15 protein-coding genes and 2 tRNA genes are annotated in these 18,351 nt (G+C 52.2%); 5 read left to right on the top strand and 12 right to left on the bottom strand.

What is annotated here, in order from left to right; all coding sequences use genetic code 11:
• Nucleotides 1-246: 246 nt before the first annotated feature.
• From tadA to JRI89_03135, 4 genes are all read right to left on the bottom strand, one after another.
• A complete protein-coding gene (tadA, locus tag JRI89_03120; GenBank protein MBW2070225.1) occupies nucleotides 247-2,544 on the bottom strand; it encodes a Flp pilus assembly complex ATPase component TadA in 2,298 nt (765 codons plus the stop codon).
• Between the two features lie 393 nt (nucleotides 2,545-2,937).
• Complete coding sequence (locus tag JRI89_03125) at nucleotides 2,938-3,699, bottom strand: AAA family ATPase (protein MBW2070226.1); 762 nt, start codon at nucleotides 3,697-3,699, stop codon at nucleotides 2,938-2,940.
• Nucleotides 3,700-4,249: 550 nt separating this feature from the next.
• Nucleotides 4,250-5,173 carry an FHA domain-containing protein gene (locus tag JRI89_03130; GenBank protein MBW2070227.1) on the bottom strand — a complete coding sequence of 308 codons (924 nt, stop codon included), beginning with the start codon at nucleotides 5,171-5,173 and terminating at the stop codon, nucleotides 4,250-4,252.
• A gap of 338 nt (nucleotides 5,174-5,511) precedes the next feature.
• Entirely contained in the window at nucleotides 5,512-6,537 is a 1,026-nt protein-coding gene (locus JRI89_03135; protein MBW2070228.1) for a sigma-54-dependent Fis family transcriptional regulator, read from the bottom strand.
• A gap of 439 nt (nucleotides 6,538-6,976) precedes the next feature.
• Between JRI89_03135 and JRI89_03140 the strand changes: the two genes are divergently transcribed.
• The gene (locus tag JRI89_03140; GenBank protein ID MBW2070229.1) at nucleotides 6,977-7,435 is read left to right on the top strand and encodes a hypothetical protein; all 459 of its coding nucleotides are present in this window, start codon (nucleotides 6,977-6,979) and stop codon (nucleotides 7,433-7,435) included.
• A 132-nt stretch (nucleotides 7,436-7,567) separates the two neighbouring features.
• Here the strand turns inward: JRI89_03140 and JRI89_03145 are convergent, their stop codons facing one another.
• Both JRI89_03145 and JRI89_03150 read right to left on the bottom strand, forming a co-directional pair.
• The gene (locus JRI89_03145) at nucleotides 7,568-8,365 is read right to left on the bottom strand and encodes an inositol monophosphatase (GenBank protein MBW2070230.1); all 798 of its coding nucleotides are present in this window, start codon (nucleotides 8,363-8,365) and stop codon (nucleotides 7,568-7,570) included.
• 181 nt (nucleotides 8,366-8,546) lie between these two features.
• A complete protein-coding gene (locus tag JRI89_03150) occupies nucleotides 8,547-9,281 on the bottom strand; it encodes a hypothetical protein (protein ID MBW2070231.1) in 735 nt (244 codons plus the stop codon).
• Between the two features lie 562 nt (nucleotides 9,282-9,843).
• Here JRI89_03150 and JRI89_03155 point away from each other — a divergent pair.
• Nucleotides 9,844-10,131, top strand: a complete 288-nt coding sequence (locus JRI89_03155) for a ComEA family DNA-binding protein (protein MBW2070232.1) — start codon at nucleotides 9,844-9,846, stop codon at nucleotides 10,129-10,131.
• A gap of 290 nt (nucleotides 10,132-10,421) precedes the next feature.
• On the top strand, nucleotides 10,422-11,675 hold the full coding sequence (locus JRI89_03160; GenBank protein ID MBW2070233.1) for a DegT/DnrJ/EryC1/StrS family aminotransferase: 1,254 nt from the start codon (nucleotides 10,422-10,424) through the stop codon (nucleotides 11,673-11,675).
• Nucleotides 11,676-11,720: 45 nt separating this feature from the next.
• Here JRI89_03160 and JRI89_03165 read toward each other — a convergent pair.
• The 3 genes from JRI89_03165 to JRI89_03175 all read right to left on the bottom strand — a co-directional run bounded on the left by JRI89_03165 (nucleotide 11,721) and on the right by JRI89_03175 (nucleotide 13,044).
• Nucleotides 11,721-11,814, bottom strand: a tRNA-Ser gene (locus tag JRI89_03165).
• 23 nt (nucleotides 11,815-11,837) lie between these two features.
• Nucleotides 11,838-11,930: transfer RNA gene (locus JRI89_03170), tRNA-Ser, on the bottom strand.
• Between the two features lie 151 nt (nucleotides 11,931-12,081).
• Complete coding sequence (locus JRI89_03175) at nucleotides 12,082-13,044, bottom strand: putative metal-binding motif-containing protein (protein ID MBW2070234.1); 963 nt, start codon at nucleotides 13,042-13,044, stop codon at nucleotides 12,082-12,084.
• Nucleotides 13,045-13,248: 204 nt separating this feature from the next.
• On the opposite strand from JRI89_03175, the gene JRI89_03180 reads away from it, so the two are divergent.
• Together JRI89_03180 and JRI89_03185 are read left to right on the top strand one after the other, a co-directional pair.
• Complete coding sequence (locus JRI89_03180; protein ID MBW2070235.1) at nucleotides 13,249-13,752, top strand: nitroreductase family protein; 504 nt, start codon at nucleotides 13,249-13,251, stop codon at nucleotides 13,750-13,752.
• A gap of 113 nt (nucleotides 13,753-13,865) precedes the next feature.
• Nucleotides 13,866-14,444, top strand: a complete 579-nt coding sequence (locus JRI89_03185) for a flavodoxin family protein (protein ID MBW2070236.1) — start codon at nucleotides 13,866-13,868, stop codon at nucleotides 14,442-14,444.
• Between the two features lie 24 nt (nucleotides 14,445-14,468).
• Here the strand turns inward: JRI89_03185 and JRI89_03190 are convergent, their stop codons facing one another.
• The 3 genes from JRI89_03190 to JRI89_03200 form a co-directional block, all read right to left on the bottom strand.
• Nucleotides 14,469-16,454, bottom strand: a complete 1,986-nt coding sequence (locus JRI89_03190; protein ID MBW2070237.1) for an ABC-F family ATP-binding cassette domain-containing protein — start codon at nucleotides 16,452-16,454, stop codon at nucleotides 14,469-14,471.
• A 54-nt stretch (nucleotides 16,455-16,508) separates the two neighbouring features.
• On the bottom strand, nucleotides 16,509-17,711 hold the full coding sequence (locus JRI89_03195; GenBank protein MBW2070238.1) for an amidohydrolase: 1,203 nt from the start codon (nucleotides 17,709-17,711) through the stop codon (nucleotides 16,509-16,511).
• 71 nt (nucleotides 17,712-17,782) lie between these two features.
• Nucleotides 17,783-18,187, bottom strand: a complete 405-nt coding sequence (locus JRI89_03200) for a hypothetical protein (GenBank protein MBW2070239.1) — start codon at nucleotides 18,185-18,187, stop codon at nucleotides 17,783-17,785.
• Between the last annotated feature and the right edge of the window lie 164 nt (nucleotides 18,188-18,351).

Below are 18,351 nucleotides of genomic sequence, written 5' to 3' on the forward strand. Positions count from 1 at the left end.
ACAGTTTTACTGTACATCTTGCAGCTTTAAATGTCAATGTTGTTGAGTTGCTTCCAGGAGTAAGCCCTTGATTTAAGAAAACATGAGGCACAAGCTCAGATGACGACAAAGGATTTGCCTCCACCTGCTGGCTAGCCTTACCCCCGCCCAGTAGCCTTTCCATTGGGAAGCGCTGGAGATATATCGTATCCGAGAGGCAGATACGACCAGTAGACTGTGCGCCTCAAGAAATTACCTGCTATTCTGCTACTTGTTCATGCAGACCCGCCGTACTTCGGAGAGGTCCGTGACTCCCTGGAGCACCTTCTGGATGCCGTCCTGCTTGAGAGTGGTCATCCCTTCCTTCCGCGCCTGCAACCGGATCTCCCCCACAGGTCGGCGAAGCTGGATCATCCGTTTTATCTTTTCGCTGCCAGTGAGCAGCTCGTGGATGCCCGTGCGGCCGAGGTAGCCCGTATTGTTGCATTTCTCGCACCCCACAGCCCTGTAAAGAACAAGGTCTGAGGAATATTTCACACCGAGGCGGCGGAAATCATCTATGCCATATTCTAGGACCAGGGTGCGAAAATCATCCTTGGAAGGATGATAGGGCTCCCGGCAATGTTTGCACAGAATGCGGACAAGGCGCTGGGCCAGCACACCTAGCAGAGCATCGGCGAAATTGAAGGGATCCATACCCATGTCCAGGAGTCGGGTGATGGTCTCCGGTGCGCTGTTGGTGTGCAGGGTGGTGAGAACCAGGTGGCCGGTGAGCGAGGCCTCGATACCCATAGCCGCTGTTTCCTCATCGCGCATCTCGCCCACCATGATCACATCGGGGTCGCAGCGCAGAAAGGCCCGCATGGCCCTGGCAAAGGTCAACCCTATCTGGGGTTTGACCTGCACCTGGCGAAGACCCGGCTGGGTGATCTCTACTGGATCCTCGGCAGTCCAGATCTTCTTACCCGGGGTGTTGATATGGGCCATTGCCGCGTGCAGCGTCGTGGTCTTGCCAGAGCCGGTGGGGCCTACCACCAGGATCATACCATAGGGATACTGGATAATCTGCCGGAAGAGTTCCAGATTCCTTTCAGTCATGCCCAGGTCCTTGAGGTCCCTGGTCTCTCCTGAAGTGAGGATCCTGAGTACCACATCCTCCAGACCGCTGGTAGTCGGCATGGTAGCCACCCGCAGCTCAATCTTTTTGCCAAATAGCTTGCCAAATCTGATCTTGCCGTCCTGGGGCAACCGTCGTTCAGCAATGTCCAGATCAGACATGATCTTGATGCGCGACACCACCGCCCTCTTGTAGCCGTAGGGGACAGTCTGGTAAGGAGTGCAGACGCCATCCACCCGAAATCTAATCTGCATGCTGCGCCGGCCGGGAAGCGGCTCGAGATGGATGTCTGATGCCCCTCTGTTGTACGCATCAACTATCATTTTGTTGACGAACTGAACCACCACATTATCGGTTTCGTGGACCAGTTCCTCTTCTTCCTGCTCAGCCTCGTTTTCTACTTCCAGTCGTCCGAGAATGTCGACTATGGAGGTCTGGGCGAGGTTGGACCCGTAAAAGTAATCCAGATATTGCAGGATGTCCTCTTTGAGGCCCACGCAAAACTCAATGTTGTTCGTCCTGAGAATGTTCCGCGCCATGTCCCGCTTCAATAGATGATTGGGATCGTCCATCAGCACAGTGATACAGCCATTTTTCTTTTCCAGGGGAACCCAGAGGTTGGATCGCAGGTAGCTCTCTTTCAGATTCTTGAGCAATTCTCCGGGGATGACATGTCTGCTGCTGAAGGGTATATAGCGCGTGCGGTAGAAATGACTTAGAGCTGTGCCCAGATCATGCTTGCTTATGGCATAATTTGACAGCAGAATCTCCTCCACGTTCATTCCCTTGCTGCAGGCCTTGGCAATGGCATCTTCGAGCTGCTCCTGGGTCAACAATCCCCTGCTGATGAGGTAGTCGAATTTGGTCGGTCGCCGTCTAGAAGTCTTGAGCTGGTGATAGAGGGCGTCACCGAGAACGCCGGAAATCTTCTGGGCCAGTTCTTCGTCGGCAGCTGAAAAGGGTGTGCCATCTTTCTTGTTGATCAGTTGCAGCACTCCCAGAGTGAAGCGATGAAAGCGAATTGGCACCACTAGCATCTGCTCGGTGCGATATCCCGTCTTGGCGTCCCATCTGCGATCGAACCTGAGCCGGGGGTGGATGCTTCTCAGCTCACCAACATCGTAAGCATTCTTGATATTGACAATTCTACCAGTCTTGGCCACATAACCGGCAACACTCCCCTCGGAAATGGGCAGTCTGATTTCACTGATTTCGTGTCCCACCTTGAAGCGCGAGTAGATTTCTTTGGCAGCCACATCCACCACATAGACAGTAATTCGGTCTGCCTGGGTGAGGCTGAGGAAACGATCTTTGAGGTAGAGGATAATTTCATTGAGGCTGAAAGCGGAGTGCATTTCCTCTGAGATCTCATGCAGCACCGATCTGGAAGTAAGCGAAGTCTCAGCCTTGTGGAGGTGCGCATGTTCTCCTGCTTTTTTGACTGCCATGTTACGCTCCCACTCAGAGGCGCCCTCTCAGATGCCAACAGGCGTCAGGCGCACTTTCACCATTTATGAGCGCAGGTGCTCTTCGAATCATGACCTTTCCCGAGCTGCACCTTGTAGACGGCAACCTGGCAACGGCACAGTGGTCAATCTGGCCAGCGGCCCACCTCTCTTCTAGCCTCACCCTCGGTCCGCATAGCCGGAGAGGAGGTGGAGTAGACAGAAAGAGCCGCCCCAAATATTGAGGCGTGGTCAAACTTTTGAGGCCAATTTCGACTTGGCAGGCCACAGCCTTCCAGACCTCGCAACGCTTCAGCAAACATTCAGGCATGCTGCCTGGTAGCAGCTCGTACTAGATATGCAATAATAACAGATATATGAAGAATTATCAAGCAATCAGTTGCAGGGCGCCGTGAGATGGTTTAGTTTTTTTACGCATCTTTGGATGATTTTTGGTTTAATAACATTTACTTGCTTAAAGTAACCAGCCAAAAGTGCATTGTCACAAATGATATTTATCAAACGTGGGTAACCTCTGGAAAAATTATATACCTCGCGAATCGCCTTTCGGGTAAAAATCTCCCTGGTGGCCCCTGCAAGATGCAAACGGTGTTCTATGTAGTCCTTTGTCTCTTGTTCAGTTAATGGTTCTATATTAAAGCTAACTTCGATTCTCTTTTGGAATAGAGTAAAATCCTTTTTCGTTAATAATTGCGATAGTTCATTTTGCCCTACCAGATAAATGTTTATTGCCTTGCGATAACTCTTTGTCGTTGGTAAATGTGAATCAGTATTATGCAACAAATTATAATTAGAAAAAATAAGTAATTTTTCTAATATAGAAGGCGATAACTTGTGTGCTTCGTCAATAATCAAAATAACTCTTCTATTAAATTTACATGCTATTCTAAGAAATGAACTAAAATAGGTAATAAATTTGGATTCATATTTAAATCTCTTGGCGAAATTAAATGAATCAGCAATTAAATTATAGAAAGACAGTGTATCTAGCGTAGGATTCGCAATAGTAGCCACAAAAGCATCATTTTCCAGACCATTAATAAACGCATTCAATATGGTGGTTTTACCCGTACCAATGTCTCCAGTCAGGACTATCAGTGTTTTGTTTTTCTTATGAGCCTCCTGCAAAGTGGTCAATGCCTGGCGATGCTTGCTCCCGAGCCAGAGAAAATCTGGATCAGGACTTATCTGAAAGGGTAGTTTGTGCAAATTGTAATGGGAACAGTACATGGCGCCGGGCCTGACGTCTCTTTAGGAACCTCACGGTGTTTTTGTGCGCCAGAGAGCAGATCTGTCTATTTCACCACGCCCCTGCAAACACTGGACTACACTGTGTCACACCCTCACTGCCCTGTCAAGCGCCCTGGTTTACAGTTGTAGCCGCTCGGGTCTGCTCCCCATGTCAATCAAGCCTGACTGCTCTGCAGTCGTGCTTTGCCTTGCAGCCTGCCCCTCTGCTTGGCCGCAGAAGTGGCGGGCAGTGACACGACATCAGTCAGCAACCAACAAGGCAGCAAGAACCATTTATGGCAAACTTCCCGAGGATACCTACCGTAAGATACTATCGTAACTACTTGATTTATATACATAACAAAATATTGACTCGCCTCGAACCATCATCTTTCTGCCGACGCAGCCGATGGTACCTAAATACTCCCCGCGAGGGGCAGACAAGCTGACATAATTATCAACAGGAGCTTGCACGTAACTCGCTGAGCAGTTTGTGAAAGGATTCAGAGGAGAAATAGACAACTTTTGTATGAGGACCAAAGGAAATTTCATCACCATCTGAGAGAAGATATTCTTTTTCAGGAATTAACTTATTCTTGTTAACAAAAGTACCATTAGCTGAAGCAGAATCAACTAGATAACACTTCTTCTCAGACAAATTAAAACGGATATGGGCATGATTACGTGATACCAACTTATTATATAATATTATATCATTAGTATTTGCTCTGCCAATATAGATCGATATGTCATCTACATCAGAAGCTTGTTTTGTAATTTCTATTACAGTAGTACTCAGTGTCCTGGGATCTATAAGCACATTAGACTCATTCTCTGCTATTTTACCGTCGTCAATAATTTCTGTTGTAAATTGCAGAACAGAATTCTTATCAAAGATAGTCTTAGATTTTTCGACGAGAAATCCGCCTGGAAATATCTCTAAAAATTGCTGCTTTTGCATCTCCCCAAATTTCTCCAGGTAATAGCCAACGCTCTTGTGTATGCTCTCAACCGTTGCCCGAGATGCTTCAACTTGTTCAAATTGTCTGAAATTTTTGTCAAATCGTACGCCAAACCCACCATGTTCCTCATCGATTCTCACTATAGTTCCCCTTCCCTGCAGCCCTATGGTTCTCTCCTGGCCAGTAAAATCGGGAGGGAGGAGGAATGTAATGACTACTGGCTTGCCGACTTCACATGAGCGGTATTGACTGGTCTTGATGAAAGCTCCCCCCTGGCTGAGGTTCTCGCTCATTCCTTCTATTACCAGGTCGGTGGAATCAACGCAGTGCAGCAGCAAGGGAAACTGGCGCCCTAGTCGTCTCTCTTTTCGACGGTCAGTTCCATTCATCATGTTTGCTGTTTCATTTGAATGGCTCATACACGGCAACGTACCCCTTTCTGCACAGCGATCTCCTGCATGCGCGGGCATGAATTATTGCCAGAAAAGTGGAGTCATCAAAACCGTGCACTCGCAAGAATTTTAAATATATTACAAAATTCGATCAAGGTTACAAGGAAAAAATACATCTTCTCGTTGATTCTCATCCCCGCAGTTGAACCTACAGCCTGCAAATTTCCACAAAAGTTGGCGTGATAAGACAACCGTCTGTGCCGGCTGTCCCGGACAGCAATCCGCTCCACATACCAACTCACGCAGGCTGAGCTCTTATAGCAGGGATCTCCATCCCCCAGGTTTTTGGCAGAAAAATATGCAGTTCACAAGACCTGCCGTTGGTCGACTTCGTACTGTTTTATTTTATAAAGCAAGGCCTTATAGCTGATTTGCAGGATACTTGCAGCTTTCTTGCGGTTCCAACCAGTCTCTATGAGAACGGATCTTATCAACTTGCTCTCAGCCTCCTGCACCGCCCTCCTCTTCACATCCTTGAGAGAAGGAAATTGTCTTCCAGCTGTTTCATCCAGAAGGCTTTCATCCGGCGAGGTGACAACTTTGGGCTTCTGCCGAGACTCAAGGACTCCCGACGCTCTCGCCATAAGCTCCGCTTTAACTGCAGGCCAGTCACCGAGAAGAATGAGGCGGTTGACGGTGCTCCTGAGTTCTCTGACGTTTCCCGGCCAAGAGTACTCTCGAAGGAACTGCACCACGCCGTTGTCATCAAAATGAAACCGGGGTCTTTCCACTCTGGCGGCAGATTGTTGGGCAAAATAGTGAATGAGAGGCTCGATGTCCTCTTTCCGTTCGCGAAGGGGCGGGATGTATATGCGAATTATGTTCAAACGATAATACAGGTCCTCTCGGAACAATCCCTGCTTGATGCGATGCTCTATCTCTTGATTTGTGGCGGCAAGCACCCAGCAATCTACCTGGATGTCTTTTTTACCCCCCAATCTAGAAAACCGCAGATCTTGCAACACCTGCAGCATTTTCGCCTGGAGCGGCAGCGGCATATCGGCAATTTCGTCTAACAGAATGGTACTCTTGTGCGCCAGTTCGAATTTCCCTATCTTCCTGGCCTCAGCCCCTGTGAAGGCTCCTTTTTCATAGCCAAAGAGCTCACTTTCGAGCAGTTGTGCCGGGATGGCAGCACAATTAACTTTTATGAGGAGCCTGTTCCGGCGGTCTGACATGAAATGGAGGGCATGAGCAACCACTTCCTTGCCAACGCCAGTTTCTCCACAGATCAGCACGTTGAGGTCACTATTGGCCACATGGCGAATAAGGTCTTTGATTTTCCGGATAGGCTGGCTCTGGCCCACAAAAAAATGTTCGCCAAACTGCATGGTCGCTCCCAGTGGGAAATCCTTACTGCGATCAGTGACCTGTACCACACCCTGTGGAGACTACTGCAACGCCAGGAAACGGCCACTTCCAAATATCTTAACACCCCGCAGTGCTAAGCGGCAATATATTACAGCTGCACCCATCTGAAAAACTGTTTTGCCCTGGCATGTGCTTCATCTGCCTCACAACGAACCCGAGCGGCAAGTGAGCTGTATTTCCCTCACTGTTGCCCTGTGCAGGTTTTCTCGCCTCACAGGGTCAGCAAAACTGCCTTCTCCTGACTAATGAACAATTGATTTTCACTGATGTTTAACTTATAGTATATTTCATATATTAACAGCAAAATCAAAAGGTTAAAATATTGAGCAATCTACTTTCAAGAGCGAAACTGCCCTGGGCCTCTCTTGGGCATGCCCGTTTTGCAGGAAAGGATCCTGTATGGCTGACCTCTTCAAGAACTTGCGACCGTACCTTTACACAACCAGTCGCCTGGTCGCTGCCCTTATGATTCTTGTCACCTCTATGGTGTTGTCTAGCTGCGGCCCTGAAAAACCTGAAAAAGGAGTTGTGGAAATACCCTTTCGCACCATTACTGTCAACCCGGATGCAGTTGCCGCGCTGCTGCCGCTCGTCTCCTGCGGCCGACAGCCAGCAGCTCCAGAGATCCCTGCTTCACTTGGCGTCTTGTTCACCTATCTTGCCACAGCCCAGGCGGCAAATCTCGTGGAAACTCGAGCACACGCCCAAGGCAAATGGCGAATGGAAAAGATCTATTTCCTCGACGACTGCGTAGCTGTACAAATGACGGAAGGCCACTACCTGGAGACTCTCTTTTTCGTTCAATTCAGCAAAGGTTGGAGGCTGGCCGCCAGAATCAGACCGCAAGATCATGAATAGAGTCTGCCACTGGTTCCTCATGAAAAGCCGTGGCAGCATTGTATCGGCACTGGGAACCTACTGGCCTCTTTTCGAATGTGCCTGGTATGGCATCAGCACCTTTCACGCCATCGGCTGGCCCTAGACTGCTTTTCAGGACAGCTCGAGATACTGGGTAATGAGACCATGTTCTCCAGAGGGTGCAGCAAGCAGGGGTTCAGCTACTTTCTGGCCGTCGAGAAAATCGTTCAGATGGAAAGTCTTGCCGTCCAAGTAGCGAATTTCACCGCCGACCGCCTCCAGCAAAATCTGACCAGCAGCCAGATCCCAAATGTGCACATATTTCAACAGAGCCGCCTCAGCACGGGCCGAGGCAACATAGCTCAGATGCGCGGCCGTGGATCCCAGGTTTCTGATCTTGCCCGGGAATGAAGAACGAAACTCGTTGTGGAAACGGGAATAAGTAAGCAGAACCGACTCATTGCTGGCAACGATTTCCGGCCTGGAGGTTAGCGGCGTATCATTCACCATAAGGGTGCGTCCAGCCAAGGCCTTGTACACATCTCCAGTCACCGGCATATGAAAAAGGCCCAGTATTGGCCAGAAATTTTCATACAATGCCAGTGAGATTCCCCAGATTGGAATACCAGCCTGGAAATTTGCCGTGCCATCAACAGGGTCAACGATCCACTGGAACCCTTTGCTGCCGTGGCGGTAGGTGGTCTGAGTCGTCCCTTCCCCCAGAAGTCGGTGTTCGGGATATTGTCGTGATATGGAGGTGCTGATAAAGTCTCTGATGACCCAATCCGCCTCTGTTACCAGGGCATCGTCGAATTTGACTTCGGGATTACCCTGGCCATAATATTTGAGCGCCAGCTTGCCGGCCTCTTTCACAAGTTCCTCAGCAAACTCCAGGAAGGTACTGGCCTCACCCTTTTTCCTTTCTCCCATAAGCCCTCCTCGTTCCGGGGCTCAATATACCACGACGTCTGCGGCCAGCCAAGGAAAATACCATTAGACAAATTTGTCCGGGCCACATCCCCTCGTATACGACGGCGCCTGGGGTCGCAGCCGGAGAACTGCCAGTGCTCTTTTGCTGGACGACAGCACTTTACTACTTCAGCTCAGTGGCCTACTGTTTCAGGAATTTTCTTACCTCAGGAGGAAGTTTTGCATGGCTGAGCAGGGCTCGACGTATAGTAGCGTCTCTCTGCCACTTCTGCCTCCGGGCAATATATTCGAGTGCTGCCCTCGGAGCCAGAGGCGAGCGTGCTACCTGCAAGACGAAAAAGCGTGAGATATTCGGACGGTGCAACAATCTGAGCAATACCCGCTGGTCTTTGCCGCTCAGGGCAGTGAGTTCATGCAGTATCCTTCCTTCACTGTCGAGAAAAACCGCAGAAGTTTCTGCTTCGGAAAGTCTCCTGAAGGCTGTGCCCAGACATTCACGCGCCCTCTGGCGCACCTCACTGGGCAGATTGATGTCCTGCATCAGGCGCCGAAGCTCCACGAAGGGAAGATAGCGAAGAATTCTGAAGGCCGTATCGTACGGCAGGATAGGGTTTGTCAACAAACGCCTCTTTATGGCATGGTTGGCATACCATTTGCCTGTTCGGCTGATTTTTTCCAGAAGCTGTGGTGAGCGACAACGGTCTATGAGCACCAGAATTTCAGCCTGGGTAAGACCTTCGTTTTCCAGGAAGGCCATGAGCACCTGTTCGTCTGTTTCGGAAAGAAGTTGCTGGAATGCCTCGCGAGGCGCAATGCGAGCCAGCTGCCGGCGGGACCCCGCTGGTAGTCGCGGCCAGTTGCCAAGATAGTCTGGTCGCCAGGATTCGTTAGCACCTTTGTGGTCCTGCTGTTGCACAACAAACTCCGTGCTCGAAGTATGAAAGCCAGCGGCTGCAGGCAAATCTACTGCAAGAACTGTGCAAACAGGAATTTGATTTGCCTCAATGGCAGAGCTGCCTTGGGCGCTCTGGGAACACTCCTGAGCCAGATTTCTCCTTGACAGCAAAGATGCAGTTCGCGTAACCTACATACTCTGCAAGCGATACCTGTTGCCAGGTCCAATTAAGGCGCTCAGCGTAAGGCAACTTGTGATGAAGGGCAGGTGCACAGGCATCGCTGTGAGGGCGCACTCTTCGGCTGCTCGGGGCACAGACCGGAAATTTGCAACTCCTTTTATTCCCCGCTGATAGCCCTGCTTGCTCTCTGCTCTGCTGTAAGTCGACGTGCACTGTGGGGAGCGGCACTGCCAGCTCGGTGTGGCCAGTTCTTCTTGAAATTGCCATGGCAGACCGCAAGGCAGCGCTCTCTTTATGCGTCTCCTACTTTGACCACTGCCAATTGTGCCACTGGTTTAGTTTGCGTCAGCACTGCCGTGTTATCAGGCGAGGGGCACCTGCTGCAAAGGAAAGGAGAAAATCATGACAAAGACGCACACCAGATTGTTTTCCCTGGTCCTGGTCATTTGCTTCTGTACCGTGCTGTGGAGCGGCACAATCTGCGCCCAGGAGCAGGAGAAGATCAACATCAACACTGCTACCGTGGAACAGCTATCTACATTGAAACGCATTGGACCTTCATATGCCCAGAGAATTGTCGAATACAGGGCCGCCCATGGTCCATTTCAAAAGCCGGAAGACATAATGCAGGTCAAAGGGATCGGCATGAGGACCTATGAGGAAAATAAAGAACTCATAACTTGCGAATAGATCAGGAAGATTTTCAACACAGCTGTCCCTCGCCCTTTTCACTTACTTTGTTGAGATATAGATCTCTACCCCAGATTCTGAAACTGCAGAGTGCTGCTAGTTTTTCATGGCAGACAAGCGAGCAGTTGCTGTGAGGGCCAAAGGAATTCCTTGTTAAAAGAGCTTGACAACCTTCCAGCAGTAACTATTCTGAACCGAAATCAAAAATGAGGCTTGAAGCGGCAGAGGCACACCGGTGCAAAGACCTGCCAGAGGGATTTCCAGCTTATATCTGGAGGACAGTTTATTCGATGAAGTCATTCCAAGTACCATTTATCGATTTCAAGGCACAGTACCGCCAGATCAAGAGAGAGCTCGAACAAGCTTTCCAGGAGGTCATGGATTCTCAACTGTTCATCCTCGGTCCGCAGGTTGCCCGGCTGGAGAGGGCCCTGGCCAAATACTGCGGCTGTCAATACGCGGTCGGCGTGTCCTCGGGCACAGATGCCCTGCTTATTTCCCTGATGACCGCTGGCATTGGCCTCGGCCATGGCGTGATCACTACACCATACACCTTTGTGGCAACCGCCGGGGCAATCGCCCGTGTGGGGGCAAGACCGCTTTTTGTGGACATTGATCCGGTGAGCTACACCATTGATTCCGGGGCGGTGCAGAGGTTCTTCGACCAGGAGTGCCGCTGGCATTCTGCGGAAGGTCGCTTGCAGCACAAGCGGACAGCTACGTGGGTCCGAGGCATCATTCCTGTACACCTTTACGGACAATGTGCCGACATGGAACCACTTCTGATTCTCGCCGGAGAGTATAACCTGGTTGTTATCGAAGACGCTGCGCAAGCAATCGGCGCCGGGTATCCGTTCGAGGAAAAATCTGGCTGGGCACGGTGCGGCTCACTGGGCGAATTTGGCTGCTTTTCCTTCTTCCCCACCAAAAATCTCGGAGGGGCTGGCGACAGCGGCCTGGTGACGACCAGTAATAGAAAGACAGCGGAGACTCTCGGGATACTGAGAGTGCACGGCGCCCAGGGAAAAAATTACCATGTGAAACTGGGCGGCAACTTCCGCCTGGACACCTTACAGGCCGCTATACTGCTGGCCAAGCTTGGCCATCTCGATGAATGGACAGTTAAGAGAAGAGCTCATGCAAAATACTACGAGACCCTGTTCTTGCAAGCCGGCCTTCAGGATAAAGAGCGGCTTACTCTGCCTAGGGCGGTCTGGGAAGAAGGCCTTCAGAATATGGCTGAAACAGGCAAGGAGGAACCGGGCCCACCCTATTATGGACACGTGTACAACCAGTACGTCATACGGGCTCATCAACGGGACGAGCTCAGAAGATATCTGGCTGAACAGGGTGTAGGTACCGCAGTGTATTATCCTCTGCCCCTCCACCTGCAGCCTTGTTTTTCTGAACTTGGCTATGATGAGGGTGATTTTCCGGAGAGCGAGAAGGCAGCAAGGGAAACTCTTGCACTCCCTGTGTATCCGGAGCTCGAAAAAGCACAACTGGACTACGTGGCGGACAGGATCGCAGCTTTCTACGAATAAAAGGGGCGTCCCCATCACCATGCTGGACGCCCCTTTTCTATCCTGTGGCGGAGAGAGTGGGATTCGAACCCACGGTACAGCTTTCAACTGTACACTCGCTTAGCAGGCGAGCGCCTTCAGCCGACTCGGCCATCTCTCCGGAAACTCTTATGTGACAGTGGCTGGCGGAGGGAGTAGGATTCGAACCCACGGTCCCGCTCATCACGGGACAACGGTTTTCAAGACCGCCGCCTTAAACCACTCGGCCATCCCTCCGGATGTTTCTTGCTATCATTTTCCCGGGAAAAAGTCAACTATTGCGCCTGATGCCTCCAGGAGAGATTCTGTTGATATACCAGTAAATTGTCAGTGCCTGGCAGCCAACAGCTGCCCGCAACAGTCCACTCGAGCAAACCTCCTTGGAGATCTATTCCTCCCACATATCAATTACTATCGTATAGGAAGTACAGCTGAAAGCGCCCGCCCACGGTTCCACAGCCACCCGGAAGTAGCGTGAATCATCCATGCCACACATGCCGTCCCAGGTATAGATAATGACTTCTTCGTCGCATGCTGCCCCTTGCGAGGATTCTAAACTGCTGCACTGCTCGTCATACAGGTGGAGATCATAGTCTCTGCAGTCAGCGCCCTGGGGGGGAGTCAAGCGAATTCGCACAGTTAAATCCTGGTCCATAAACGGTATGCAACCACTAGTCCCTTCTTCAGCTTCAAACCTGAAATAGTCCACGTCATCTTGCGGATAGATAGTCGCGGTCAAGGTGACCTCTCCATCCACCTCACGAATAGTTCCCAGATATGTAGTGTTTGCGCAAGTGTCATTGTATGAGGGGTCTAAGCATTGGGAACAGTCGGAGTCCTGTTCATCTTGCTTGCCGTCGCAGTCATTGTCGATGCCATCGTCACAGTCCTCAGAAGCCCCCGGATTGACGGCCGCCTCACTGTCGTTGCAGTCTCCATCCTGGGTAGACGTATAACCGCCCGAGGGGGCGCACAGACATCTGCCGCTGCCAGAAGTTCCATATCCGTCGTTGTCATTGTCCAGATAATACGTTGTGCAGCCAGTCGCACCCTCCTCGTCGATTTCTGCATCACAGTCATTGTCTTTGTCGTCGCAGCGCTCCTGGGCGCCAGGATAGACCTCCGGGTCACCGTCGTCACAGTCAACAGCAGCTTGGCCGCAGTTGTCCTGCTCGAAATAACCATCCTTGTCGGCATCGACACAAACCTGATCATCAGAATCCAGCAGTAGAGGAAAGATGATTTCAATCAGCGACGCCCCCCTGGCTTGAGAGAGTGTTTCCGGCATACCCACAAGAGACAAGCCAGACAACAAAAGGAAACCGACAATTACTGTTCTTCGCGTATACACCCCAACCTCCTTTCCGACGCCGCATATCGAAATAAGACATTTTATCCCTTGGTAGTTTTGCACCGCTTCACTGAGATGCTCAGACAAAGCAAATTTTGGGCCATCTCACCGGAGTGACAGGCATTATTTTAACTATTCCCGTTCTATCGAATTTATGCTACTAGAGAAAAATATTTGCAAAAGTCTGCGTATCGGGGGACTGCAATGAACGACTTGATCGAGGTCATCAAGAGGCGTCGGAGCATCCGAAGATTTTCCTCTGAGCCGATCCCTGTAGAGATAATCAGTGACATATTGGACTGCGCCCGGTTGGCGCCCACGGCGATCAACATTCAACCCTGGCTCTTCGGGGCAGTCACCGACCCGGAGCTCAAACAACAGATTGCCCAGCTGGCTGACTATGGCAAGTTCATCAAGGATTGCGCCGTGTGCTTTGCAGTATTTGCTGATTCTACCCAGAAATATTTCCTGGAGGACGGCTCTGCTGCCACGGAAAACATCCTGCTGGCCTGCACTGCTCACGGCATAGGCAGCTGCTGGGTGGCAGGACACAAAAAAGAGTACGCCGAAGCCGTCCGCAAGCTTCTCAATGTTCCGCAACCTTACACCCTGATCGCCCTGGTAGCGGCGGGTTATTCAGATGAAAGACCCGCACCCAGAAAGAAAGCTCTTGATGAAGTGACCTTTTTCAACAGGTTTCAAGGATAATGAATGGCCAGCCTCCAGGAGTGGCTCCCAGGTTGGCTAGAACCAGGCAACTACAGCCAGGCCATTGCACGGCACAACAGCAAAATTTGCCAGCGTGATATCCGGGGGTGCTTGTGAAGGTACTGTCTCTCTTTGGCGGTCCGCGGCAGAAAGGTAACACAGCCACGGTTCTCAGTTGGGTGGAGGAGGCCTTGCAGACTCGGGGACACAGGGTCCAACGGATCAATGTCATTGACAAGAAAGTGGCAGGCTGTCTCGGCTGCAGCAACTGTCAGCAAGTCGCAGATGAACCCGGCTGTGTGCAAAGAGATGACGCCTTGTTCATCTTTGAACAGATGGTTGCCTCCGATCTTATCCTCTATTCCTGCCCTCTCTACTGCTGGAGTTTTCCTGGCCAGCTAAAAGTCCTCCTCGACCGCCACTTCTGTCTGGTAACGGGCTATGACGTGGGAGAACCAGAATCCCTGATCCAGGAGCACCGCACTGCACTCCTGGTGACCTGCGCCGGTCCACTGGAAAACAATGCGGATCTCATCGTCGAGATGTTCCACCGCTTTGCAGCCTATCTTCTGGCCAGACCCGTGGGCGAACTGATTGTGCCCTTTTGCACCTCGCCCGAGGCCCTGGGTGAAGAGAGCCGTGCACAGGTCTCCGCCTTCGCTGCCAAGATCTGCAGCACAGAGGCCCTCTGAAGCTGGCTGCTGCGCAGGCCTGCACTAGTCAGCGGTTTCTCTTTGTTTTTGCTCCCAGAAAAATTCCTCCAGGGCCTCCAGTTCGAGAGCCGTTTTCTCCCACTGTTCATTCCATTTCTCCAGGTTGCCTTTCAAGTGCTGATATTCCCGGCTCAGTTCCTGCACACTGCCACCGTTGTGGTATGTCTCCGGCGCGGCCAGCAGAGTGCTCAATTCTTCCAGCCGCAAGGCCGCAGCATCGATCTGCTTCTCGATATCATCCAGCTTCTGGGTCAGAGGCGCCTTCAAACGGTAGAGTTCATTGCGCCAGTTGGCTTCCAGCTGTTTTCTCTTTTTGCTTTTCTTCTGAGCGCTGGCATCCTGGACTCTCGTGGGGCGAGACTCCATAGCACTTTGAGCAGGCTGAAGACGCTTCTTCCATATCTCTTCATAGTCATCGAAGTTGCCGGGAAAAGTCTCAACCCTGCCGTGGTTGACCACCATGATTTTATTGGCTACAGCATTGATGAAGCGGCGGTCGTGGCTCACGAAGCAGATGCTGCCAGAATACCCCTGGAGCGCCTGTTCAAGAACGCGTCGGCCATTGATGTCGAGATGGTTGGTGGGTTCGTCGAGAATGAGCAGATTCGTCTGCTGCGCCAGGAGGTGACACAACAGGAGGCGGCTCCTTTCGCCGCCGCTCAACACAGCCACCCGTTTTTCCACATCGTGGCCGCGGAAGAGAAAGGCTCCCAGCAGGCTGCGCAACTGGCCGTGTGCCATATCACCGGCTACAGAGCTCAATGATTCCAGAACAGTATGCTGCGGATTGAGCAGCTCCAGCTGCTGCTGGGCAAAATAGCCAATGACCACACCACGAGAGAGGTGCACCTGGCCACTCTCTGGAGCCAGAACTCCCGCCATCAGCCTGAGCAGAGTAGTCTTGCCGGCGCCGTTCGGGCCGATGAGGGCAAAGCGGTCCCCCCGCTGCACAGCAACATTGAGATGGCGATACACCACCACCTCGCCATAGCTCTTGCAAATATCCCGCAGTTCCAACAGGACGCGCGGTGCCCGCGGTGGCGGAGGAAAACGAAAACTGAACTCCAGGGGAGACGAAGGCGGTTGAATCCTTTCCATTTTATCAAGCGTCTTCAGGCGCGCCTGCACCTGCCGGGCTCTATCTTTGCGAGCCCGGTTGCGATCGATGAATCTGTTGATCTGACGAATCTGCTCCTGCTGCTGGCGATAGGCGGCCCATTGCGCCTGCAGGTGTTTCTCTTTTTCCTCCAGATAGCGCTGGTAATTGCCCGGATAACTTGTTACCTGGCCATTTTCCACCTCAAGGAGCCGCTGACTGATGCGGTCCAGGAAGGCCCGATCGTGAGATATTACCATGAGCGTCGAGGGGATGGTGCGCAGATACTCCTCCAGCCAGAGAAGGGAGTCGAGATCCAGATGATTGGTTGGTTCATCCAGCAGCAGCACATCAGGTTCTGAAAGCAGGAGTCTGGCCAGGGCTACCCGCATGGCCCAGCCGCCGCTCATCTCCTCCACCGGCCGAGTCATATCCTGCTGTGAAAAGCCGAGGCCTGCCAGCACTCGCCGTGCTGTCGACTCGAGCTGGTAGCCGCCTAGGAGATGGTATTCTTCCAGCAGGCGGCTCTGTCTGGCGGCAGCAGCCATGGACTCCTGCTCAGAAAGCGGCCCGGCGAGCTTAACGGCCAGTTGAGCAAGCTCCTTTTCTATGGCCAGAACATCGCCGGCCACGTCCATAACCTGCTCGAGCACCGTCTTGCCGGTGAACTGGAGGACATCCTGGGGAAGATACCCGAAGCGCAGGTTCTTGGGCACTGAAATCTGCCCCTGGTCAGGGTGATCAAGGCCGAGGAGAAGCCTGAAAATGGTGCTCTTGCCGGAACCGTTAACTCCAATGATGCCCAGGCGTTCGCCCTGACTCAAGTGAAAAGAACAGTCCAGCAGTACATCGTGCTTGCCATAGGACTTTCTTACATTGCGGAATGAGATCATCTTGTTCAAGCTGGCGAGAAAAGGAGCAGCTTCTCCTCCAGATGCCCATGTTCGTTAGGCAGAGCAGGCTGCAGAAGGATCGGCAAAGTATTTTTCCAGAAGCCGCAGGTAGAGCTCCACACCCAGGCCGAGTACATCCTCGTCCAGATCAAAACGGCAGGTATGGAGCATCTGCCTGATGCCTTTTTCCTCATTGGCACATCCAAGATCAAAGCCAGCGCCAGGAGCACAGCTCAGGAAATAGCCGAAGTCCTCACTGCCAAATTTTGGCCTCCGGTAGCGCACCCTTTCTTGTCCCACCATTTCTGCAGCCACCCGGGCTATGAAGCTGCTCACTTCCTGGTGATTGGTCATGGGAGGATAGCCATCACCCCAGGAGATTTCAGCGCCAAGGGAGTGGGCCTGACACACCCCCTGGACCACCTGTTCGAGTCTCTGCAGGGCCCATTGGCGAATTTCTGGACTGAGCGCCCGGATGGTGCCGGCAAGGTACATCTCGTCAGGGATTACATTGGTGGCCGTACCTGCCCGCACTTGCGTCACGCTCAACACCAGCCCTTCACCCGGGTCAGTGTTGCGGCTGACGAGAGTCTGCAGTCCGCTTATGATCTGGGCGCCCGCAGGCACTGGATCCAGGCTGAGGTGTGGATATGCTGCATGAGCGCCTTTACCGACAATTCGCACCTCGAAAGAGTCCGCCGAAGCGCATGCCTCCCTCAGGTAGATACCTACTGTACCGACAGGCAGCAGGGGCGCCACGTGGGCGGCCACAATGACATCCACCCTTGGGTTTTCCATGGCACCCGCTGAAATCATCTGCCTGGCGCCATGGCCGCCTTCCTCACCGGGCTGAAAAATCAATTTTACCTTGCCTTTGAGCCGCTCGCGCAACTCAGCAGACTCCGACAGCAGCCGTGCTACCCCCAGCACCATGGCCATGTGGGCATCATGGCCGCAGGCATGCATAACCCCGGGATGGCGCGAGCTGAAGGGAAGCTCATTCTCTTCCTGAATGGGCAGAGCGTCCATATCAGCGCGAAGAGCAAAGGTCCGGCCTTCTGGCTGGTTGCCGCGGTACAGCCCCACCACACCTGTACCGCCAACGCCTGTCTTCACCTCGAGCCCAAAACCTTCCAGGTACTCTGCCACCTTTGCCGCAGTGCGCTTCTCCTGGAAGCGAAGCTCGGGATACATGTGAAAGTCACGGCGAATGTCTTGCAGCCATTGCTCTATTTCCTTTACAGCACCACGCAGCACTGCAGCCCCCTCTCCTGTAAAAGCGTCCAGGACCAGAATCTTCCTCTTTATCTGCCGCCATTTCGCTCTCCTCAGGCCTGTTCCTCGAGAGCGGCCAGCAGTCTGAGTACTGCTGCTCTGCCGGTAGGGTGCTTAGGGAAGTGCTGTCGGCGGTAGTGATCGCATACAGGTTTTTCCACATACAGGCCCTCCGGCTCTCCAGTCCTGCCCATATCCATGATGCGGCTGCTCTTGTAAGTGCGAAACACCAGATAGTCGTAAATGGAAGCCTCAAAGGCGAGCCCCTGGATGTCGTCGGCCACGGCGAAAACAGAAGCCGGCAGGATCTCGTCTACCCCCACTTCCTTCTTGCCCAGGGTGATCCGCTCACCATCAATGGCGGTGATAGTGCCTTTCTGATAGAAATGGCCCACCTTCCGCCATACCACATCGCCCACCTTGAAATATATCTCTTGTTGAGGTACATCATTTTCCATGGCCGTGCATCCTTTCCACCCCTGCCTGTGTGGTGAACCTTGTTCGAGCAATCCAGCATTACGGGTGTCAGCCCAACCTCTGGCGCCGTCCCTGAAGGGGAGGAGCTCTGTTGCTGGAGCAACCATAATATATTGAAATTATAATCTATTTAATTATGTTTGTC

The organism is Deltaproteobacteria bacterium, assembly GCA_019309045.1.
In the GTDB taxonomy this organism is placed as follows: Bacteria; Desulfobacterota; Syntrophobacteria; order BM002; family BM002; genus JAFDGZ01.